This window comes from sulfur-oxidizing endosymbiont of Gigantopelta aegis (assembly GCF_016097415.1).
Classification (GTDB): domain Bacteria; phylum Pseudomonadota; class Gammaproteobacteria; order GRL18; family GRL18; genus GRL18.
On the sequence record NZ_JAEHGE010000001.1, the window covers coordinates 2997719 to 3020256 of the forward strand.

General features: G+C 39.5%; 18 protein-coding genes and 5 pseudogenes. 13 read left to right on the forward strand and 10 right to left on the reverse strand.

The genetic code is table 11. The features are described 5' to 3' along the window. Positions 1-13 precede the first annotated feature (13 nt). Positions 14-232: pseudogene (locus JEU79_RS15250) on the reverse strand (transposase); the annotation flags it as partial. 38 nt (positions 233-270) lie between these two features. Here JEU79_RS15250 and JEU79_RS15255 point away from each other — a divergent pair. Next, positions 271-756, forward strand: a complete 486-nt coding sequence (locus JEU79_RS15255; RefSeq protein WP_198264796.1) for a pseudouridine synthase — start codon at positions 271-273, stop codon at positions 754-756. Further along, the gene (gene ppnN / locus JEU79_RS15260) at positions 756-2147 is read left to right on the forward strand and encodes a nucleotide 5'-monophosphate nucleosidase PpnN (RefSeq protein ID WP_246540327.1); all 1392 of its coding nucleotides are present in this window, start codon (positions 756-758) and stop codon (positions 2145-2147) included. The genes JEU79_RS15255 and ppnN overlap by 1 nt, the downstream gene beginning before the upstream one ends. Before the next feature lie 158 nt (positions 2148-2305). On the opposite strand, the gene JEU79_RS15265 is transcribed toward ppnN, so the two are convergent. From JEU79_RS15265 to galU, 5 genes are all read right to left on the reverse strand, one after another. Beyond that, on the reverse strand, positions 2306-2695 hold the full coding sequence (locus JEU79_RS15265) for a hypothetical protein (RefSeq protein WP_198264797.1): 390 nt from the start codon (positions 2693-2695) through the stop codon (positions 2306-2308). A 44-nt stretch (positions 2696-2739) separates the two neighbouring features. Further along, positions 2740-2979 (reverse strand): hypothetical protein, encoded by a 240-nt coding sequence (locus JEU79_RS15270; RefSeq protein ID WP_198264798.1) that lies wholly within the window; start codon positions 2977-2979, stop codon positions 2740-2742. Between the two features lie 100 nt (positions 2980-3079). Next, complete coding sequence (locus tag JEU79_RS15275; protein ID WP_198264799.1) at positions 3080-5482, reverse strand: lytic transglycosylase domain-containing protein; 2403 nt, start codon at positions 5480-5482, stop codon at positions 3080-3082. Between the two features lie 43 nt (positions 5483-5525). Next, positions 5526-6077 carry a DUF2058 domain-containing protein gene (locus tag JEU79_RS15280; RefSeq protein ID WP_198264800.1) on the reverse strand — a complete coding sequence of 184 codons (552 nt, stop codon included), beginning with the start codon at positions 6075-6077 and terminating at the stop codon, positions 5526-5528. Positions 6078-6107: 30 nt separating this feature from the next. Next, positions 6108-6932: a UTP--glucose-1-phosphate uridylyltransferase GalU gene (gene galU / locus JEU79_RS15285; protein ID WP_198264801.1), complete on the reverse strand. Its 825-nt coding sequence runs from the start codon at positions 6930-6932 to the stop codon at positions 6108-6110. Positions 6933-7142: 210 nt separating this feature from the next. On the opposite strand from galU, the gene JEU79_RS15290 reads away from it, so the two are divergent. Beyond that, entirely contained in the window at positions 7143-8087 is a 945-nt protein-coding gene (locus JEU79_RS15290) for a phosphatidate cytidylyltransferase (protein WP_198264802.1), read from the forward strand. Between the two features lie 123 nt (positions 8088-8210). On the opposite strand, the gene JEU79_RS15295 is transcribed toward JEU79_RS15290, so the two are convergent. The 3 genes from JEU79_RS15295 to JEU79_RS15305 all read right to left on the reverse strand — a co-directional run bounded on the left by JEU79_RS15295 (position 8211) and on the right by JEU79_RS15305 (position 9979). Further along, positions 8211-8882 (reverse strand): PEP-CTERM sorting domain-containing protein, encoded by a 672-nt coding sequence (locus JEU79_RS15295; RefSeq protein WP_198264803.1) that lies wholly within the window; start codon positions 8880-8882, stop codon positions 8211-8213. An 86-nt stretch (positions 8883-8968) separates the two neighbouring features. Then, positions 8969-9157, reverse strand: a complete 189-nt coding sequence (locus tag JEU79_RS15300) for a hypothetical protein (protein WP_198264804.1) — start codon at positions 9155-9157, stop codon at positions 8969-8971. A 174-nt stretch (positions 9158-9331) separates the two neighbouring features. After that, complete coding sequence (locus tag JEU79_RS15305; protein WP_198264805.1) at positions 9332-9979, reverse strand: hypothetical protein; 648 nt, start codon at positions 9977-9979, stop codon at positions 9332-9334. Between the two features lie 111 nt (positions 9980-10090). Here JEU79_RS15305 and JEU79_RS15315 point away from each other — a divergent pair. Next, positions 10091-10974, forward strand: a pseudogene (locus tag JEU79_RS15315) (IS3 family transposase); the annotation flags it as partial. A 490-nt stretch (positions 10975-11464) separates the two neighbouring features. Further along, a complete protein-coding gene (gene mutS / locus JEU79_RS15320) occupies positions 11465-14005 on the forward strand; it encodes a DNA mismatch repair protein MutS (protein WP_198264806.1) in 2541 nt (846 codons plus the stop codon). A 288-nt stretch (positions 14006-14293) separates the two neighbouring features. On the opposite strand, the pseudogene JEU79_RS15325 reads toward mutS, so the two are convergent. Then, a pseudogene (locus JEU79_RS15325) lies at positions 14294-15437 on the reverse strand (IS3 family transposase); the annotation flags it as partial. 345 nt (positions 15438-15782) lie between these two features. Here JEU79_RS15325 and JEU79_RS15330 point away from each other — a divergent pair. From JEU79_RS15330 to JEU79_RS15385, 8 genes and pseudogenes are all read left to right on the forward strand, one after another. Next, the gene (locus JEU79_RS15330; RefSeq protein WP_198264807.1) at positions 15783-15983 is read left to right on the forward strand and encodes a hypothetical protein; all 201 of its coding nucleotides are present in this window, start codon (positions 15783-15785) and stop codon (positions 15981-15983) included. Positions 15984-15994: 11 nt separating this feature from the next. Then, the gene (locus JEU79_RS15335) at positions 15995-16159 is read left to right on the forward strand and encodes a hypothetical protein (protein WP_198263330.1); all 165 of its coding nucleotides are present in this window, start codon (positions 15995-15997) and stop codon (positions 16157-16159) included. Positions 16160-16185: 26 nt separating this feature from the next. Beyond that, positions 16186-16464 (forward strand): hypothetical protein, encoded by a 279-nt coding sequence (locus JEU79_RS15340; protein WP_214660591.1) that lies wholly within the window; start codon positions 16186-16188, stop codon positions 16462-16464. Beyond that, complete coding sequence (locus tag JEU79_RS15345) at positions 16458-17126, forward strand: hypothetical protein (RefSeq protein ID WP_198264808.1); 669 nt, start codon at positions 16458-16460, stop codon at positions 17124-17126. Before JEU79_RS15340 ends, JEU79_RS15345 begins: the two co-directional genes overlap by 7 nt. After that, positions 17123-17311 (forward strand): IS66 family transposase, encoded by a 189-nt coding sequence (locus tag JEU79_RS15350; RefSeq protein ID WP_198264809.1) that lies wholly within the window; start codon positions 17123-17125, stop codon positions 17309-17311. Before JEU79_RS15345 ends, JEU79_RS15350 begins: the two co-directional genes overlap by 4 nt. 191 nt (positions 17312-17502) lie before the next feature. Beyond that, a pseudogene (locus tag JEU79_RS28715) lies at positions 17503-18660 on the forward strand (IS3 family transposase). A 535-nt stretch (positions 18661-19195) separates the two neighbouring features. Then, positions 19196-19980, forward strand: a pseudogene (locus JEU79_RS28065) (phosphate/phosphite/phosphonate ABC transporter substrate-binding protein). Positions 19981-20078: 98 nt separating this feature from the next. Continuing rightward, entirely contained in the window at positions 20079-22451 is a 2373-nt protein-coding gene (locus JEU79_RS15385) for an EAL domain-containing protein (protein WP_214660593.1), read from the forward strand. The last annotated feature ends 87 nt before the right edge of the window (positions 22452-22538 follow it).

Here is a 22538-nt window from a genome sequence, read left to right on the forward strand (position 1 = left end):
TATAGCCACATTAACGTTTTACTTCATCATAAATGTGTTCATCACTTCTATTGGCTACCGTCTTCACCGGTTTGGAATATTTACTGATCCAGGTATGTAGAGTATTTACATTAACACCTAGCTCCCTGGCAGTCTGAGAAACGGGTTGATCCGTCTCATTAGCTAATTTGACAGCTGATTCTTTAAATTCTGATGTATAGCTTTTATTCGGTTTTTTTGTTTGATCATTCATTTTAGGTCACACTTTTTATCTTTTAGTTATTTTAAGTTGTGTGTCCGGTTAAGTATAGCCACATTATAATCCTTATTGCTCATAGTAAAACGGCAGCCAGAATATTATCAGAAATGTTTAAAACACGTACTATCAACAAATACTACAAGGCATTGGTACAGGGCCATCCCGATGCCCCCCAAACACTGGATACACCACTAGAAGATAAAAAGGCCATAACAAAAATACTCAGTACAAACGAACAGACAGATAATGCCTATAGCCTGCTTGATATTCAAATTTTAACCGGTAGAAAACACCAAATTCGTCAACACCTTGCTGATATTGGCTTCCCAATCATTGGTGATCGTCTCTATGGTTCCAAACCAAAGGGACAAACGAGCAATGATGCAGTCAATTTATGCTTAACAGCCTATAAAATGAGTTTTGAATCACCTTTTAATAGCCCCTCTCAGGCAAAGCATTATGAACTGGGAAGCGAATTTTACCCTCACTATTCTCACAAAGACACAAGCAATCAATAATGGATAAAGCAATGCAGAAAGTAAATGAACGTCTTACCCCCGAAGGCAAAATGGATGTACTATCAAAGTGGGAAGTCCACACCCTGCTCACTGCCAGCAAGGAAAGATTTTCCTATGAATTCCGTGCCTGCTCACTTGCAGTATTAAATACCGGCAGCACCGAAGACAATGCCAAAGCAGTACTGGAACAATATCCTGATTTTAAAATTGAAGTCATCCAACAGGAACGGGGAATTAAATTACAGGTATCCAATGCACCGGCACAAGCCTTTGTCGATGGTGAAATGATCACCGGTATCAAGGAGCACCTTTTTTCGGTATTACGTGACATTGTATTTGTCGGCAATGAAATTGAAACCAATCCACGTTTTGACTTAGAAAAAACCGAAGACATTACCAATGCGATTTTTCATATTTTACGTAATGCCAAGGCTTTGCAGACCGAAGTATTACCCAATATCGCCGTCTGTTGGGGCGGTCATTCAATTAATCGCATAGAATATGAATATACCAAAGAAGTGGGCTATCAACTCGGTCTACGCTATCTGAATGTCTGTACCGGTTGTGGCCCTGGAGCAATGAAAGGCCCAATGAAAGGAGCTAATATCGCCCATGCCAAACAACGCATCACCGATGGACGCTATATCGGCATTACTGAACCGGGCATTATTGCGGCTGAATCACCCAATCCCATCGTAAATGAACTCATCATCCTACCGGATATTGAAAAACGTCTGGAAGCTTTTGTGCGCATGGGACATGGCGTGATTGTATTTCCTGGTGGGCCAGGAACAGCCGAAGAAATTCTTTATTTATTAGGTATCTTATTACACCCAAAAAACAAAGAAGTGCCCTTTCCAATGATCCTAACTGGGCCTAAAAGCAGTGAAGATTATTTCAAACAGATTCACCATTTTATTGAAAGCACTCTGGGCTTTGAAGCACAGCAAAAATATAAAATTATTATCGATGATCCGGCATTAGTTGCCCGGGAAATGCGCTCCATGATAGAAGACGTATCCGATTATAGGCGCAGTACCAGCGATGCTTATTATTACAATTGGATATTACACATTGATAAAGAATTTCAATTACCATTTATACCAAGCCATGAAAATATGAGTCAATTAGAACTGCATAAGGATCAGGAAACACATTTATTGGCCGCTAACCTGCGCAGGGCATTTTCCGGTATTGTCGCTGGTAATGTCAAAGAAGAAGGTATTCTTTCCATTGAAGAAAATGGGAAGTTTCAAATCAGCGGTGATGAAGAAATAATGACACCCTTAGATAAATTACTCAGTGCCTTTGTCGAACAAAAGCGCATGAAATTACCCGGTAGCGAATATATTCCCTGCTATGAAATCGTTAAACCTAGAAACCTCAGTTGAATCGTAGCGAGAGCGTTCAAGGTGCTGTAGATTCAAGGCTTTACAAGTTATTTTAGCTTTATTCGTAGTCACCCTACGGGTGAAGTTAAAATATTTTGGGAAGTCTTGTAGATTCAGTGCATTGGACGTTCGCAGTAGGTTCAACTGAGGTTTCTAGGTTAAATGAGTGCTCTAATCTGAGCTTCACTGACCGGTTGAGCAAGTACATAGTCGGCATTGTATTGAAAATCATAATGCCCCTCTAACTTACTGACAAATTCATATTCTCGTTTGCTGACCATAATAATTAATTTTGGCTGGTAATCGGGATATTTTTGCAGAGTAATCAACAAAGTATCTAAATTACAGATATGATTGCTGGCATAGTTGGTACCAAAGGCATAAAAAAACTCTGCCACAATAACATCGGGCTTATTTTTCTTTAAAGCTGCCAAGGTTTTTCTAATTGAATTAAATTGCAGTTCCTCATACCCCAGTTCATCGTATAAGCCTGACAATTTAGGATGCAGGGCTGATTCTATAATAGAAAATACAATGGGTTTTGGCACGCACTCACTCCAACTTCTTTAGCTAACTTCTTTAGCTAACTTCTTTAGCTAACTTGACCAAGACTAAAAACTGGCATTCTCAAAATAGCCTTTAAATGATTTTGAATAAGGCCACTTTGAGAATACCAGTCTTTGCTGAAACGTACTTTTTCTGCTCGACGCTTTGCCTTGCCGGGCTTGTCGTGAACATGAGATTTTTTCATTAAAGGGTGGTTGAACAAGGGATTTCTGGGTGCTGTTAACAGCGTTTCAGCTTTACGCGCTGAGCGTTTCTTGCGAGACATATTGTGTTCCTTTTTTTTACCTTTATGTTTGTAAGAGCTTTATATTCTACAGCTATGCGCTATTTTAACGCAAAGCCATTCAGTAAAAAAGCCTTTATCCTTATTCACGATGTTGTACCTTAGGAAAAGTGATAATTTTATCAGCCGTAATATGGTTTAAATTCAAATCCGGATTATATTGCCGTAATAACCAAAAAGGGATTTTGTAGGTTTTTCGAGTCAGTATCCAGACTGACTCGCCCCGGTTTAAGCGATATTTATCGGTGCCAACAATTTGATTGCGAACAAAAAATTCTTCTTGTAAGTTTTTATGATACAAAACGCGTTGTGCTTCAAATTCTTCTACCGACACCTTAACAAAACTCAGTTTAAGGCGCTTTCCCACCACCATTGGCTTACCATATTTTATTTTATTCAGGCGCCTCAAATCTCTGGCTCTGATTTGCAACCATTCTGCATAATGGCCTAAAGTTTCTGCCGCCTGAATCTCAATTGATTTATCCTCACTCACTGAATAATCACTGGGATCAGCCAATAGTTCCGTTGATTCCGCTTTTGTTAATTCTGAGTCTATAAGCTCAATATCCTCTGGAGCTTCACCTTCTGCAACCATCGTTTCTTTTTCTACAGGATCTACTTTGTCAACAACAGCGATAGAATCTACAACCGCTATCGAATCTACAGCGACAGGAGCAAGCAACTCAGTTTCAGCATCACCCGAAGCAAATGCTTCCGCTACTATCGTAGGCTTATTGGCCAATGCTTTATCAATTTGAGCCAATTGTACTTTTTCTTGCTGCACAATTTCTTCAGGCTTGACCAAGGTAAGTTTTTGCCCCGGATAAATTTTCTTTTTATTCGATAAATACTGATGGGTCATATTATTTAAACGCAATAATTGCCTAACACTTAATTCATTTTTACGCGCAATACGCTCCAGACTATCACCCTTTTTAACCACATAAATCCCATCTTCTGCCACAGCGATTGGCTCAGGAATGGGTGGATTTTGCTCCTTAACGGCTGGCTTTTTATTGCTTGCCAAAACAAGCTGTTTGCCCTGTTTTTGTGGCAGAATCAGCACCTGACCAATACGAATAATATGCTTATTACGCATATTATTACTCTCAACTAGGTCTCTCATGCTGATACCATAGCGTGCGGCAATAAGCGATAGCGTCTGCCCCTTGGTAACACGGTGAAAACGATCTGCCTTTTGCTTGTCAAAGCGCTCATTGGCCGCTACATTTTGTAGCTCGCTAATAGCCAATGCCACATTGTCTGAAGTTGAACGCTCAATACGCAAGTCATACTGTTTCGGCACATATTTGTTGCCATTCCAAACCGCCGGACGCAAGGCCGGATTAGCCGCCATTAAGTCTTCTCGACTAATTTTTAGCGCCTTAAGCACCGTAGCCATATTCATATAATCAGCCATTTTAAGCATTTCATAATCCGCAGGTGCAGCAAGGTTTATATTGTTAAAATATTTTTCTGGCTGTTGGGCGATTGCCAAAGCCGCTAAAAAGGAGGGATAAAAATTACGCGAGGCAAAACCAAAACTACGGCTTTTGTAACGACGAATAATCACATCAATATCAGTAGTACCGACTTTTTTTGCCGCTCTACGCATGCCAGCAGCACCATGATTATAAGCAGTGAGTGCTAATGGCCAGGTGCCTGTCACAGCATAATTATTTTTTAATAATCTCGCCGCTGCCACAGTAGCAATAAAGGGATCGAGCCGTTCATCTAAGACCTGATCGATCTGCATATAGCGACGCCCAGTGGAGCGAGTGAATTGCCACATACCGGCTGCCCCGACCTTTGAATAAGCCCTATAATTAAAAGAGGATTCAACATGAGGTAGGACAGCAATCTCAAGGGGCAAATTCATTTCTTTCAACACTGAAATAATATAGGGTCGCCACTTGCCGGAACGTACTATACCCGCACGAAACTTATTAGCCTGTCCCAATTGAAAGCGGATACGTTTTTTTGCCTTGCGTAATTCCTTTGCCGTGACATTTTTTGGCCATAAGGCCAGCACCCGCTGTTCTTCTTTACTGAGTTGTATGGCTTTATTTTTACCACCAGAACGCTGAAACTTTATGAGTTTGTCCAGAATACGCTGATATTTCTTTTTTATTTTTTTGCTCAGTTTTGCACGCGCTTTATAACTTAAGCCTTTGGGCAGCTTAATGGTTTCATAGATAATGGACAAATTGACATTATCATGTAAATAACCTTCTGAGGTGGAAATTTTTGTGTAGACCTGAGTCCAGAATTGCACCGCAGGGACGAGACTTTCAGGCTTAGGGAAATGCTTGTTTTGCCAGACAGCAGGTTGCGCCTGGGCGGTCTGATGGTCAGTGACTGGCTTGGCATAAAGAGCAGCGCAAGTAAAAAAATAACTGAGAATAAAAATTGTGAGACTGAATACGACAAAATTCTTTCTGCCTTTTAAAACCAGACGAATAAGGCCAGACTGTTCCATTGTCATGTATTTCCCAATTTATTGTCATAAAAACATATTAAATCACTCATTACCACATCAAGTCATCAGGGATTTCATAGTCCGCATAAAATTCATCGGCTTCGGCATCCGCTTCTTGCTTCGATGGATCATTACGCAAGAGAATATAACTTGCATCTCGTTGCATTATTTTGTCTGCCACTGGCCCCGGTACAATTTCATACTGCCCTTCAAGCTTAACAATCGCCAAACGCCCTAGCGCAATATCATCATGGGTCTCCTGGGTAACAAAGATCCGTTTCACATTTTTGTTATCTTCAAAATTATATGCCAGGTCATCGCCATTGCCCTTGCGCACTTTATTGCTAAGAATCAATTGCTTGATTTGCGCAATAATGGCTTTGTGCTGAGCCTTTTCATCCCGTTGACGATTCAGCTCTCTATCCTTGGCAGCCTTTTCCTGAATGGCTTTTTCCGCCAATTGCTTAGCTTCATCAACAATAGTCTGATTATTGCTACGCTGATGTTTCATTTTTTTATGCTTAACATTTTTAGCACGATTAGCCTGATTTTTATCGACCAAACCTGCCTTGAGTAGCTGATCTTGTAAAGCGTTTCCCACGACTTATCCTCTTACTTTTAAAGCGATATTCTATTCGTATAAATTTTCAAAACAATAATTAGTCGCTTCAACAAAGCCAGCAACACTGCCGCAATCAAAACGTCGCCCCTTAAACTTATACGCCAACACACAACCGTCTTTTGCTTGCTGCATCAAAGCATCTGTGATCTGTACTTCACCACCCACACCCGGCTTGGTATTACGCAAAATATCAAAGATATCCGGCGTTAAGATATAACGGCCAATAATGGCTAAATTACTGGGGGCATCTTCCGGTGCTGGTTTTTCAACCATTTCGGTGACTTTAAAGATATCATCTCGGATCATATCGCCTTTTATCACCCCGTATTTTTGCGTATCTTCCATAGGCACTTCTTCTACCGCAACAATACTGCAACGAAACTGCTTATACAGGCCAACCATTTGCGCTAGCACACCATCTGTTTCAGGTGAAATACACAAATCATCCGCCAACACCACGGCAAACGGTTCATCGCCAATCAATGTTTCGCCTGACAAGATAGCATGTCCCAAACCCTTCATTTCAATTTGACGGGTATAGGAAAATACACTTTTATCCATAATGCTACGGATACCTTCCAGATATTCTTCCTTGGAACTGCCTTTTATCTGGTGCTCCAGTTCATAGTTGACATCAAAATGATCTTCCATTGCCCGTTTGCCACGCCCTGTCACAATGGCCATCGTAGTCAATCCCGCATCAATGGCTTCTTCTACACCATATTGAATCAAAGGCTTGTTAACCACAGGCAACATTTCTTTAGGCATCGACTTGGTCGCAGGTAAAAAGCGCGTGCCATAGCCCGCCGCTGGAAATAAGCACTTCTTAATCATAAATAATTCCTAACATTATTATCTTTAATTTATTTTGCTCTATTATCTTTTAATTCCACACTTTTGACTATCTTTTTCACACATCAAGCTAATTATTAGAAAAATAAGGCAGAATTTCAATTTAGCAATATCGTCATAAATACTTTAAACTGTCGATGACGCTCACTACCTTGAAAACCTAATCACTCCTAGCGATAAAGAAGAATAAGCATGTTTAATATCCCTGAAAACTCATTTTGGGTCATGGTGGCCGTTTTATGTTTACTCGTCATTGCCTCCATTAGCCGATTTATCATAGAAAAAAGCCATCCCGATAAAGACTATACCGAGTTGCGTCAACGGATTCAGTCCTGGTGGTGGATGATTGGGATTTTATTTGTATTCATGACTCTGGGACAGACTTCAGGAAAGACCTATGGCATTATTTTATTTGCTTTTATCAGCTTTCTAGCCCTAAAAGAGTTCTTTTCCATCGTTCCTACGCGCCAATGTGACCGTCGGGTTATCTTTTGGGCTTATTTAGCCATCCCCATTCAATACTATCTCATTAGCATCGAATGGTATGGGCTATTTATTATCTTTATTCCCGTTTACTTATTCCTATTCCTGCCCATGCGCATGGTCTTAATCGGTGAAACTCAGGGCTTTATCCGCGCCGCAGGCGTTATCCATTGGGCAGTGATGTTAACCGTTTACTGTCTCAGCCATATTGCCTATTTATTGGTCTTACCAGAGAAAAACCCTGATGCCGGGAGCATGGGACTGGTGATCTTTTTATTATTTATGACTCAATTCAACGATGTCAGTCAATATATCTGGGGTAAAGCCCTTGGCAAACACCCTATCATTCCCAAAGTCAGCCCTAATAAAACCTGGGAAGGCTTCCTTGGTGGTATGTTCACCATCGCCATCAGTGCAGCATTCATTGGCCCATTGCTCACACCACTGAATATGCAACTCAGTTTAATTGCCGGACTTATTATCAATGCCTCAGGATTTATTGGCGATGTGGTCATTTCATCGGTCAAGCGTGACTTAGCCATCAAGGACAGTGGCGATTTGATTCCCGGTCATGGCGGCATATTGGATCGTTTTGATAGTTTGATTTTTACCGCACCCTTATTCTTTCATTACTTGTATTATATGGCTTACTAAGCACTTTCATATTACAAAAATGTGTTTTGAATATCTATCTTTATCATAAAGCACTTAATTAGTATGCAAAAAAAAGCCCCAATATCACTATTGAGGCTTTTCTATGAAGCGAATTAATTTAAGTTATTTTTTCTTCCTAGTAAATCCAACACCTACTAGGCCAAAAGCTAATAGAGCTAAGCTTGAAGGTTCGGGAATCACAGAAAATGCGACTTCTCCCATTGAGGTATAAGTAAATGCATTCCCATTTTGATCAGTATAAGTAACACCCGTTAATTCTAATCGTATATAAGATGCATTAACTGCAGTAAAAGACAATACATCGGCAAAATAATTTACATTTTTTGCATTATCTGTCAAATCACCATTTAACACACTAAAGTTACCCAAAGATAATATGTTTGTAAATGATGCATCATTAGATGCAAAGATAGAAACGCTACTGATACCGTACCAATCTTCATTCCAGATTGCGATTTTATCAACTGTAAATACACGACCTAAATAATAATCAATAGTTTCTGTTGCGTCTAACTCAGAGTACCACTCATTATTTTCAGCAGAATAAATATGCGATGCACCTGTAACAGAGTTGGTAAATGTATCGAAATCTGTAATACCATTATTATAATTATCACTCAAACCCGACTGGTTTATAGTATTAATAACTCCATAACCTGCAGCAACTTTTGATACTGTGTTAGAGACACTTTCAGCGCCTCGAATAACTGTTGCCCCCGCAGTAGACGCAACGCTAAAAAATACTATAAATGTTAATAACCGCTTAATTTTCATTAATTATAATCCCATTACTAGTTTATTATTTTGCTAATCGAGTTGTTTACTGATTTTTATTATTAGTTAACAAGTAGTACTTTATTCTAGAATCCCGGACCTGGTATGCCAGGAGGTCCTGTATCACTCGTAGCAGCCGCATTTTGACTGATAACCAATGATGTCATCAAAGGCGCAGCATAAGCAGCATATTTGCTTTTTCTCAAAAAATCACGACGAGACTGATCGGTCTTGCCCTGTTCTTGTTTTTCTTCTTGCTGTTCATCTTTAGTCATGCGATTAACCCTATTTAATACTTATATACCAATACAGAATAATGTATAAATTTGCTTCATAATTTAAATTGTATAATAAATAAGCAATTAAAGCCAATTTAAATTGAATACTTTACATGATTAAGTAATATATTACCATAAAAACAAGGGTTTTCCTATTATTTTTAGGGAATACTAGAACAAAACAGCTTCCAATTCCAATTTAGCCAAATTAATATCAGAATACTTCAAATAATAGCAGGGCAACGCCTCAAGCATTTTAAGCACCGATGCCAATTCATGCTCTTTCATTCGTCGCCCCGATGAGCCACATTCAAGAAAACGTAGCAATGCTTCAGTCTTATCAATGACGACTAATTCACAAGCAATACTTTGCTCATATTGAGGAAATACTATTGCCTGTAGTGTCGCTCCCACATCAAACGACAAAGCAGCGTTCTTAATCGGTAAATAACGCACATTTTTTTTATCCAGTCGACAATATTGTTTCAGTTTTTCAATCAAGGGATAACAATCAACTAAATATTTAACCGCCCCATCCTTAACACAGACAGGTAATGGACATGAGAAAACCTGTTTTGTATCAGGCACAACAATCGATAACTCATCAGTAAAAAACGACCAGCCTTTAGCCGCCAACAGTGCCGCTAAAGTACTCTTCCCTGCCCCTGACTGCGCAGGGAAAAGCACAGCCTTATTATCTTTATCAGCTAATGTTGCCGCATGAAACATCAAATAGGGATGTCTACCCTGCTCCTGCTGCTCCGTTTTTGATTGCCAGATAGTTTCAAAAACAATACCAAACACATAAGGAACAACCACTGTTAGAGAAAGCCCTGTACAGACACAACTCTTATCAACAAAAATAGAATAGACATCAAGTGCCTGAACTATTTGTATTAAACGGGCAGTTAATGTGGCTATACTTAACCGGTACTTTGCAAGGGAAACTTTGTGAAGTACGCATGGATAACTGATCAGGCTAAAGATTACCCGGTAACGATTCTGTGCCGTTTTATGGATGTTTCCCGTAGTTGCTATTATGATTGGGTTAGCTCTCCTAAAACGGATAGAGAGAAAGAAAATGAAGCGCTTACTGAGCAGCTAAAAAACTGTTTGAAGACAGTCGCAAGACTTATGGAACCCGTCGTCTTAAAAGAAAACTGGCTGAAAAAGGCGTTCATATAAGCCGCCGGAGAATTGGTCGATTAATGAAAAAAGCCGGTTTGTTTTGTAAAACGAAGAGACGCTTTAAAGCGACGACTAATTCCAAGCATAATAAGCGTATATCTCCAAATTTACTGGAAAGAGAGTTTACTGTCTCTCAACCTGATCGCTACTATGTGGGTGATATTACCTATATTGCCACCAAGGAAGGCTGGTTATATTTAGCGGTTGTCATTGACTTATTCTCTAGGCAAATTGTTGGCTGGTCGATGGATGAGCGAATGAAAGCCAAGCTAGTCAATGATGCTTTACTGATGGCCATATGGAAGCGTAAACCAATGGATGGATTGCTTTGGCATACTGACCGAGGTAGCCAATATGCCTCTGATAGTCATAGAAAAATATTGTCGGATCATAACATAATTCAGTCTATGAGCCGCAAAGGAAATTGCTGGGACAATGCTGTATCAGAGAGCTTCTTTCATAGTTTGAAAACTGAATTGACGCACCATTGTCGATTCAAAACCAGAGTAGAAGCAAAGCAGGCAATATTTGAATATATTGAGGTATTTTATAATCGGGAGCGACTTCATTCGGCTAATGATTATTTGTCACCAGTCGATTATGAAATACAGCAGGAAATAGCTTAAATCGATTGATTGAAGAGGGGTAAAAGGCGACATAAATGCCGCCCATTACCGTTGACGGCCATCGGCTCCTCAGCCTGTGCCGTGAAGATATTGTAACAGGATCATTACCGTTGTGAAAATACCTTGGGTGAATGGAACGGCTCTATCGTTCCAGAGGGCAAAGCCCTTTCTCTTCATCTGTTTAAAGTTAACATGAGAAACTAAAATGATAGGAAATACAAAATGACAAAAATCACTTGAAACAGCCAAAAAAATATTTAGAAAACTGTCCGGAAAAGTGTTGACACATCAAACTTAGTATCCTGACTCATTATTTCCTACACACCATTCATTAGCATTTCTGATCATGCAATAAAGATAGACCTTAGAAAAATAACTGTCAAGATTGCAGCTTTAAGATAAAAGAGATGCTTTTTACTCACTGTTTATTATCATATAATGGGGTTTTCATCTAACCTCACACTTCAACAAAGCCAGTTATTAAAAATTTATGAGCACAAATACAGCAGCAAGTAAAAAAACACCTAAAAACACGCCGATGATCGAGCAATATTTAAAGATAAAGGCAGAATTTCCCAATATGCTGCTATTTTATCGGATGGGTGATTTTTACGAACTTTTTTTTGATGATGCCAAACGTGCCTCACAGCTTTTGGACTTATCCTTAACTGCTCGTGGACGCTCTGGCGGCGAACCCATTCCCATGGCAGGCCTACCCTACCATGCAGTTGATAATTATTTGATTAAATTGGTTAAACTCAATCAATCTGTCGCTATTTGTGAGCAAATTGGCGATCCGGCCACATCAAAAGGGCCGGTAGAAAGAAAGGTAGTACGCATAATAACCCCCGGCACCATTACCGAAGACAACTTACTGGAAGATAGAAAAGACAACTTGCTAGCCGCTATTTTTATTGCTTCAGAAGCAAGCTTAAATGCAGTTTCAACAGAGGCTTCAGAGCACTTACACACACATCCAGCAATCATTGAACGCGCCTTTGGACTGGCGGTATTAGATCTGACCAGTGGTCACTTTACTATTTCTGAACTGGATTCATTAGAAGCACTACAATCCGAATTAGAACGCCATCGCCCCTCCGAATTATTATTGACCGAAAACAACCCTATCAAAGCCCTTTTACAACAGCAATTGGGCAAGCAAACAGCTTTTGCAGAACAGCCCGCTTGGTGGTTTGAGGAACAATCTGCGCGTCAATGTCTCAATCAGCAATTTGCCACACAAGATTTAAAAGGCTTTGGTTGTGACGACTATGACACCGCCCTATGCGCTGCAGGTTGCTTATTACAATATGTGCAAAATACGCAACGCACCGCCCTGCCCCATATCCATAAACTCAAAGTAGAACAACACGAAACAGCCGTCATTTTGGATACCGTCAGTCGCCGTAATCTAGAAATTGACATGGCATTAAATGGCAATAAAGAACATAGTTTGATGTCGGTTATGGATAACACCTCGACGACAATGGGCAGTCGTTTACTCGGGCGTTGGCTAAACCGCCCATTGCGAGATCATACACAGCTCAAGCAACGCTATCAAAGCATTGCCCAACTACAAACCGATAGCCAGTTTGAGCTCATACAGCCACACCTCAAACAAATTGGCGACATTGAGCGTGTCCTCACACGCATTGCGTTAAGAACAGCACGCCCTAGAGATTTTGAGCGTTTAAGGAATTCATTGGCCGTCTTGCCCTTATTGCAAAGTGAATTAGTCAATCTTAACGAGCCATTATTGCAACAATTATCTCAGCTCATTGCAGTCTTTCCAGAACAACATGACTTACTCAAACGAGCCATAATCGACAACCCTCCCGTACTGATTCGGGACGGTGGAGTCATTGCCCCGGGTTATAATGCTGAATTGGATGAGCTGCGTAATATTCAAAAAAATGCCAATCAATTTTTAATCGATCTTGAAAGCCGTGAAAAAGAGCGTAGCGGTATCCCCACCTTAAAAGTGAATTATAATCGTGTTCATGGCTATTTTATCGAAGTCAGTCGCGCCCAATCTGCCAACGTACCCGATAATTATCAACGCAAACAAACCTTAAAAACCAATGAGCGTTATATTACCCCTGAACTCAAAGCCTTTGAAGATAAAGTACTAAGCGCCAATGAAAAAGCCTTAAGCAAAGAAAAAGCACTCTATGAAGCATTATTCGACACTCTAGCCCCCCATTTAAGAGCCTTACAAATGAGTGCGCAAGCGATCTGTGAACTGGATGTTTTAAGCAATTTTGCTGAACGTGCTATCAGCCTGCAATGGTGCCAGCCTCAACTAAACTCTGAACCCTGCTTATCCATTCAGCAAGGCCGTCATCCCGTGGTGGAAAAAATTCAGGACAGCCCTTTTGTTGCCAATGATATGTTGCTAGATGATTCACGTCGTATGTTATTGATCACCGGTCCCAATATGGGTGGTAAATCAACCTATATGCGTCAAGCTGCCCTACTCACTCTCATGGCACATATTGGCAGTTATGTACCCGCTAAATCTGCAAGTTTTGGTCCCGTAGATCGCATTTTTACCCGTATAGGTGCTTCAGATGATCTGGCTGGTGGACGTTCTACTTTTATGGTTGAAATGACCGAGACAGCCAATATCTTACATAATGCCACCAAGCAAAGTCTGGTGCTCATGGATGAAATTGGTCGTGGCACCAGTACCTATGACGGCCTCTCCCTCGCTTATGCATCAGCCCATTATTTAGCTAAGACTTGCCAGGCTTTTACCTTATTCGCCACACACTATTTTGAACTAACACAATTACCGGAAAACTTTGCGCAAATAGTTAATGTACACATGGATGCCATCGAGCATGGTGAAAAAATCGTATTTTTACATAAAGTGCAAGAAGGCAGTGCCTCACAAAGCTATGGCATCCAGGTCGCCGCACTTGCCGGAGTGCCTCAGACTGTCATTAGTATGGCCAAGGCCAAGCTAATAAGTCTAGAAAAAAATGCACAACAGAACAATCCAACACAAGAAAAAGATATACCCTCTTGATGTGTCAACACTTTTCCGGACAGTTTTCTAAATATTTTTTTGGCTGTTTCAAGTGATTTTTGTCATTTTGTATTTCCTATCATTTTAGTTTCTCATGTTAACTTTAAACAGATGAAGAGAAAGGGCTTTGCCCTCTGGAACGATAGAGCCGTTCCATTCACCCAAGGTATTTTCACAACGGTAATGATCCTGTTACAATATCTTCACGGCACAGGCTGAGGAGCCGATGGCCGTCAACGGTAATGGGCGGCATTTATGTCGCCTTTTACCCCTCTTCAATCAATCGATTTAAGCTATTTCCTGCTGTATTTCATAATCGACTGGTGACAAATAATCATTAGCCGAATGAAGTCGCTCCCGATTATAAAATACCTCAATATATTCAAATATTGCCTGCTTTGCTTCTACTCTGGTTTTGAATCGACAATGGTGCGTCAATTCAGTTTTCAAACTATGAAAGAAGCTCTCTGATACAGCATTGTCCCAGCAATTTCCTTTGCGGCTCATAGACTGAATTATGTTATGATCCGACAATATTTTTCTATGACTATCAGAGGCATATTGGCTACCTCGGTCAGTATGCCAAAGCAATCCATCCATTGGTTTACGCTTCCATATGGCCATCAGTAAAGCATCATTGACTAGCTTGGCTTTCATTCGCTCATCCATCGACCAGCCAACAATTTGCCTAGAGAATAAGTCAATGACAACCGCTAAATATAACCAGCCTTCCTTGGTGGCAATATAGGTAATATCACCCACATAGTAGCGATCAGGTTGAGAGACAGTAAACTCTCTTTCCAGTAAATTTGGAGATATACGCTTATTATGCTTGGAATTAGTCGTCGCTTTAAAGCGTCTCTTCGTTTTACAAAACAAACCGGCTTTTTCATTAATCGACCAATTCTCCGGCGGCTTATATGAACGCCTTTTTCAGCCAGTTTTCTTTTAAGACGACGGGTTCCATAAGTCTTGCGACTGTCTTCAAACAGTTTTTTAGCTGCTCAGTAAGCGCTTCATTTTCTTTCTCTCATCCGTTTTAGGAGAGCTAACCCAATCATAATAGCAACTACGGAAACATCCATAAAACGGCACAGAATCGTTACCGGGTAATCTTTAGCCTGATCAGTTATCCATGCGTACTTCACAAAGTTTCCCTTGCAAAGTACGCTGTGGCCTTTTAATAAATCACGCTCCTGAATCACTTTTGCCAATTCTTTTTCAGACGTTTTACTTCATCATAAATGTGTTCATCACTTCTATTGGCTACCGTCTTCACCGGTTTGGAATATTTACTGATCCAGGTATGTAGAGTATTTACATTAACACCTAGCTCCCTGGCAGTCTGAGAAACGGGTTGATCCGTCTCATTAGCTAATTTGACAGCTGATTCTTTAAATTCTGATGTATAGCTTTTATTCGGTTTTTTGTTTGATCATTCATTTTAGGTCACACTTTTTATCTTTTAGTTATTTTAAGTTGTGTGTCCGGTTAAGTATAGCCACATTATCTAAAACAATCAACAACTTAAGCGAAATAACGGTAACTTCTCAATAAGTCTGTGCAAAACTTGAAATAAAAACAAAAAAGTCTTGACAGCATTTTAGAGGACAAAATTGCATTTTCACTGCCCCATGTAATTTATCCCTATAAATGATCCTGTCGATCTGTCTCAGATCGAAATAGAATATTTTTGAATATTATCTTAACTGAGAGGGAGTTTGATCAACACAGGGCAAACTAAAGAGCCTTAAAAAGCCATGATACAATTGTTTTATTGAAAACAACCTGTATTGATTATAGTGAAAAATTACCTCCAATTCCAGAGATACCTGAAGAAGAAAAGACACCGGTAGTCCGATTACTCCTTGCTTTCATGGAGCAACAACAGGAAATCATTCAAAACCAACAGGTTGAAATCGATGCCCTTAAAACAGAAGTTGCTAAGCTTAAAAGCTACCTCCAAAGCCTAAAATAAGAGCCAGTAAATTGCCAAAGGATGATGACAATGATAATCCGACAGGTCATTCAGGAAGCAAGAAAAACAACTCAGGAAATGGGACTAGTAAAAGTCGTAAACGAAAGAAGAAATTGGCTATTCATAAAACCACCGTTATCAAACCAGATAACCTGCCAGAACATTCACGTTTTTAGGGTATCAGGATTATTTTGTTCAGGAGTTGCTGATTAAGCCTTTCAATACTCGTTATCGATTGGCTCGCTATAAAACACCCGATGGTGATACCTGTATAGGAAAATTGAGCTTTGATACACATATAGGACATTTTGGCCATACATTACAGAGTTATATCGTTTATCAATATTATCACCAGAGAGTGACTCAGCCATTGATAATACAACAATTAACAGAATTAGGTTTTGATATTTCAACGGGTCAGATCAATGAGATTTTAATCCATGACAAAGACCATTTTCATACTGAAAAAATACATTGCTAACTGCCGGTATCAACAATAGTACTTATATCCATGTTGATGATACGGGTAGTCGTCATGATGGAAAGAATGGTTATTGTACTCACGTTGGCAATGAAACCTTTGCCTGGTTTTCAAGTACTCGATATAAGAGCCGGATTAATTTTCTACAATTGTTACGAGGTGCTGCTGTTGATTATACGCTCAACGATGCAGCACTTGATTATATGAGAGCAGAAAAATTACCTCACAAGCCATTGAGCGTTATTGAACAAAGTCATCAGACTTGCTTTGATAATGAAGAAGCCTGGAAATACTATCTGCAGAACAATAGTATCATAACACAACGGCATGTTCGCATTGCCACAGAAGGCGCTTTACTGGGGGCATTAATTAACAGTGGCTTTCCAAGTGATTTGGTGATTGTGAGTGATGATGCAGGACAATTTGATATTTTGTTGCACGCATTATGTTGGATACATGCAGACAGAGTGTTTCAGCGGATACTACCACTCAATGAGCGACATGATAAAGAACTGAACTGGGTACATACTCAGATTTGGGAACTATTTTATGATCTCAAACAATATAAACTTGAGCCAGATGATCCGTTGAAGTCAGCGATTGCTGAACATTTTGATGAATTGTGCCGGACTAAAACAAGCTTTGAAGCTTTGAAACGTTGAATCAGGCACTGAAACGATTGGCAAGAAATAAAACAGAATTACTGCTGGTATTGGAACGGCCTGATATTCCTCTTCATAATAATTTGAGTGAAAATGATATTCGAGAATATGTTATTAAGCGTAAAATTAGTGGTAGTACACGCTCAAAGGATGGGCAACTTTGCAGAATACCTTTGTCAGTTTAAAGAAAACTTGTTTGAAACAAGGAATTTCATTCTGGGATTTTATTAATGACCGGATCAGCAAGAGAAATTTGATCCCATATCTGCCTGAGTTGCTGAAAGGTAAAGTTTGTGCTGTTTAAATGCACTAATGTGGCTATACTTAACCGGACACACAACTTAAAATAACTAAAAGATAAAAAGTGTGACCTAAAATGAATGATCAAACAAAAAAACCGAATAAAAGCTATACATCAGAATTTAAAGAATCAGCTGTCAAATTAGCTAATGAGACGGATCAACCTGTTTCTCAGACTGCCAGGGAGCTAGGTGTTAATGTAAATACTCTACATACCTGGATCAGTAAATATTCCAAACCGGTGAAGACGGTAGCCAATAGAAGTGATGAACACATTTATGATGAAGTAAAACGTCTGAAAAAGAATTGGCAAAAGTGATTCAGGAGCGTGATTTATTAAAAAGGCCACAGCGTACTTTGCAAGGGAAACTTTGTGAAGTACGCATGGATAACTGATCAGGCTAAAGATTACCCGGTAACGATTCTGTGCCGTTTTATGGATGTTTCCGTAGTTGCTATTATGATTGGGTTAGCTCTCCTAAAACGGATAGAGAGAAAGAAAATGAAGCGCTTACTGAGCAGCTAAAAAACTGTTTGAAGACAGTCGCAAGACTTATGGAACCCGTCGTCTTAAAAGAAAACTGGCTGAAAAAGGCGTTCATATAAGCCGCCGGAGAATTGGTCGATTAATGAAAAAGCCGGTTTGTTTTGTAAAACGAAGAGACGCTTTAAAGCGACGACTAATTCCAAGCATAATAAGCGTATATCTCCAAATTTACTGGAAAGAGAGTTTACTGTCTCTCAACCTGATCGCTACTATGTGGGTGATATTACCTATATTGCCACCAAGGAAGGCTGGTTATATTTAGCGGTTGTCATTGACTTATTCTCTAGGCAAATTGTTGGCTGGTCGATGGATGAGCGAATGAAAGCCAAGCTAGTCAATGATGCTTTACTGATGGCCATATGGAAGCGTAAACCAATGGATGGATTGCTTTGGCATACTGACCGAGGTAGCCAATATGCCTCTGATAGTCATAGAAAAATATTGTCGGATCATAACATAATTCAGTCTATGAGCCGCAAAGGAAATTGCTGGGACAATGCTGTATCAGAGAGCTTCTTTCATAGTTTGAAAACTGAATTGACGCACCATTGTCGATTCAAAACCAGAGTAGAAGCAAAGCAGGCAATATTTGAATATATTGAGGTATTTTATAATCGGGAGCGACTTCATTCGGCTAATGATTATTTGTCACCAGTCGATTATGAAATACAGCAGGAAATAGCTTAAATCGATTGATTGAAGAGGGTAAAAGGCGACATAAATGCCGCCCATTACCGTTGACGGCCATCGGCTCCTCAGCCTGTGCCGTGAAGATATTGTAACAGGATCATTACCGTTGTGAAAATACCTTGGGTGAATGGAACGGCTCTATCGTTCCAGAGGGCAAAGCCCTTTCTCTTCATCTGTTTAAAGTTAACATGAGAAACTAAAATGATAGGAAATACAAAATGACAAAAATCACTTGAAACAGCCAAAAAATATTTAGAAAACTGTCCGGAAAAGTGTTGACACATCACACAGACTTATTGAGAAGTTACAAATAACGCATGAAATAGTCATAGCAGTTGAAAAAATTAATCCTGATGAGCTTTCTCCTAAAGCAGCACTTGATCTCATTTATGCCTTAAAGAAAAGTTATAAATATCGTCTGACAATCAAATATTTTTATATTATCATTGAAAAATAACATATTTTTGCCTATTTTTAAGATAGAAAAGAAATGAGTCGCTTATACCCTCGAGATAATCGGTAAATGAAAATAATGAAAAATAAACTGAAACTCCCATTAGTACTCCACACTATTTTTTTCATCCTAATTTTTTCTTCTTTATCGTTCTCGGCATTTGCAAAGGATAAAGCACTCACATTCGGCGTACTACCTTACGTCACGTCTAGTAAATTAATAAAACATCAGGGAAAACTAATCCTCTATTTAGAGCAACAAATAGGCTCTAAAATATCTATCGTGACGGCTCCCAACTTTAAATCATTTATCCAACGAAGCAATAAGAATACATATGATCTCATACTGACAGCACCTCATCATGGTCGTTATTTAGAGGTTCAAGGTTTATACCAGCCTATAGCGATGACACAAACAAGAATTCAAGGCTTATATATTGTTCTTAAAGACTCACCCTATCAGAGTTTGGATGATATTAAGGAGCAAAAGTAGCCATCATGCCTCCCATTACTATGTTGTCTCAAGTCGTTTATGAACAATTAACTCAGCATGGCATTAAACGCTCAGACTTAGAATTCATTCCAACCAAAACCTATAATAATGCTATCTACTCCGTCATTAATCATGATAGTGATGTATCAGTCACTGGAATTAAGATATATCAACGACTTAAAGCAAGCGATAAAGCAAAGTTAAGAATTTTAGATGAAACTAAAAAAATACCTGGGTTTTTCTTAATGGTTTCTAAAAATGTTGAGCCATCTAAAATCAAAAAATACAAGAATCCATCATGCATTTTGAAAACACAAAATATATATTTAAAGGCTTTGAACCTGTTCACAAACAGATCCGTCAGGAGCTGAATGAATACACCCACGTTTTCAAACAGTTTTAATCCATTAATATGCGTCATTCACTTCGAACCAAACTTATTTCTACCAGTATTATCATTGAGGTAGTCATGCTGACTATCTTATTGGGCAATAGTTTTCGTTTAAGCAACAATCTCATCGAAGAGCAGACTGAACTGCGTATTCAATCCATTAATCCCCTACTCAATGCTTCATTAAGTGGTGCACTTTTTCAGCGTGACTATGAAGAGATCAATAATATTATTGAGCACCTTAAAGGTGATGAAATAGAAAGTTTTGAATACATTATTGTGCTTGACAGCCATAACAAGATTTATGCTCAAACGGATGAATTTAGTATCGACAAGTTGCCAACATTAGATGAAAATTTTAACAATGCCATGAACCAGGGTATTTTTAATGGCGCATACCCTTTGGACATCTCTGGACAGAAAGTCGGTGAAGTCCGATATGGATTGTCCATTGCCTCTTTTGTTGCTGGTAAGGAAAAAATATTACAACAAGGTTTTTTGATTGCTAATATTGGCGTCATATTAACGGCCTTGTTGTTAGCCCTCAGTATTTATTATTATACTCGAAATTTAGGCGTGCTCATCAAGAGCACGGAGTCTATTCGACAGGGTAATTATGATATCAATATCAGAATAAAAACCAAGGATGAAATTGGTCTGCTTGCCAATAAGTTTAATTTAATGGCTCAGGCCATTCATTCAAGAATCGATGCGCTCAACAACTCCAAACATGATCTAGCATTGATTCTTAACGACTTAAGCAAAGAAAAAGAGTTAGCTCAGGTCACACTCGAATCCATTGCTGATGCCGTTATTACTACCGATGCCAAGGGTTTAATTGAATATATGAACCCCAATGCAGAGATGCTGCTGGGCTGGAATCGGCATGAATCAAGTGGCCTGCTTATAGACGATATTTTCAAAATCTATAACGAGATAACCGGCGCCCCTCTGGAAAACCCCGTCACACAATGCCTGCAAACACAAAAAACCATTGCCACGATCAGCAACACCTTATTAATCAGCCAACAGGGCAAACAATATTTAATTGAAGAGTCTGCCGCCCCCATGATTGATGAACAGGAAAATATCATTGGTGTGGTGCTGACATTCAGGGATGTCAGCAGCTCTAGAAAAATGGCGGATGAAATCAGATGGCGAGCCAGCCATGACTCACTGACAGGCTTATACAATCGGCAAGAGTTTGAAAATGAATTACACCTGTCGATACTCAGTGCTAAAGAAATAGGGCTGACACATTGCTTGCTGTACATGGATCTGGCTCAATTTAAAGTCGTGAATGATACCTGCGGGCATATCGCAGGTGATGAATTATTGCGCCAGTTATCTGAGCAGTTTAAGAATCTGTGCCGTGAGAGTGATTCTCTAGCACGATTAGGCGGTGATGAGTTTGGTTTGTTAATGAGAAACTGCCCACTTCCTCAGGCCATGAGCCGGGCTAAAAGTTTTCTGGAATTACTGGAAGATTATCGTTTTAGCTGGGACAATAATGCTTTCACTTTGGGCATGAGCATCGGTTTGGTGCAAATTGATCATTCGTTAAATAATATCGCAGAAGTCCTAAGTCTTGCTGATATGGCTTGTTATGCGGCCAAGGATGATGGTAGAAACCGCATTCACATCTATCAATCAAATGATGATGAATTAATCAAACGTCAGGGTGAAGTACGCTGGGTCAGTAAAATAAAAGATGCCCTGGAGAATAATTATTTTTGTCTCTATGCACAAACCATCAGTCCCATACAAACATCAGCTAACGAACAAAATGACTTTATCAAGCATTTTGAAATACTCATACGGCTCAAAGACAAAGAGGGGAAGATTATATCCCCCATTGCCTTTTTACCTGCCGCAGAATGCTATAATCTCATGCCTCAGGTTGATCGTTGGGTTGTGAAAACGGCAATTAATTATTTGTCTGATAATAAAATTGATGATTGTATCTTATCACTCAATCTTTCCGGTCAAACGTTAGGCGATGATACCTTTCTTGATTTTATCATTGATTTATTAAACAGCAGTCATGTGTCTAATGGGTTGATTTGCTTTGAAATAACAGAAACGGCGGCTATTTCAAATTTCAATAAGGCCTTGAAGTTTATTTCTGAACTTAAAAAAATGGGTTGCTCATTTTCTCTGGATGACTTTGGCAGTGGCTTGTCTTCGTTTAGTTATCTGAAAAACTTTCCCGTTGATTATTTAAAAATTGATGGTTGCTTTGTGAAGAATATTGTCGATGATCGAATTGATGAGGCGATGGTGACGGCGATTAATACTATCGGTCATGAAATGAATATCAAAACCATTGCAGAGTTTGTTGAGAATGATGACATATTAAAAAAATTAGCCAGCATTAAGGTTGATTATGCGCAGGGCTATGGTATTGCTAAACCCATTCCTATTGAGGAAGCGGTTATTTGTAGACATTAGTTAGCGTAGGGTGGGCAGGCTTTATGTGCCCACGCAGTGAGAGTGTGAACGTGGGTGTTGAGCCAGCGTGGGCAGATAAAGCCTTGC

Excerpts from the sequence above, each read along its gene's own strand:
- ppnN (WP_246540327.1), top strand. The coding sequence starts at position 756 with ATGGATAAAGCAATGCAGAAAGTAAATGAACGTCTTACCCCCGAAGGC.
- JEU79_RS15270 (WP_198264798.1), bottom strand. The coding sequence starts at position 2,979 with ATGTCTCGCAAGAAACGCTCAGCGCGTAAAGCTGAAACGCTGTTAACA.
- JEU79_RS15275 (WP_198264799.1), bottom strand. The coding sequence starts at position 5,482 with ATGACAATGGAACAGTCTGGCCTTATTCGTCTGGTTTTAAAAGGCAGA.
- galU (WP_198264801.1), bottom strand. The coding sequence starts at position 6,932 with ATGATTAAGAAGTGCTTATTTCCAGCGGCGGGCTATGGCACGCGCTTT.
- JEU79_RS15290 (WP_198264802.1), top strand. The coding sequence starts at position 7,143 with ATGTTTAATATCCCTGAAAACTCATTTTGGGTCATGGTGGCCGTTTTA.
- JEU79_RS15295 (WP_198264803.1), bottom strand. The coding sequence starts at position 8,882 with ATGAAAATTAAGCGGTTATTAACATTTATAGTATTTTTTAGCGTTGCG.
- JEU79_RS15300 (WP_198264804.1), bottom strand. The coding sequence starts at position 9,157 with ATGACTAAAGATGAACAGCAAGAAGAAAAACAAGAACAGGGCAAGACC.
- mutS (WP_198264806.1), top strand. The coding sequence starts at position 11,465 with ATGAGCACAAATACAGCAGCAAGTAAAAAAACACCTAAAAACACGCCG.
- JEU79_RS15385 (WP_214660593.1), top strand. The coding sequence starts at position 20,079 with ATGCTGACTATCTTATTGGGCAATAGTTTTCGTTTAAGCAACAATCTC.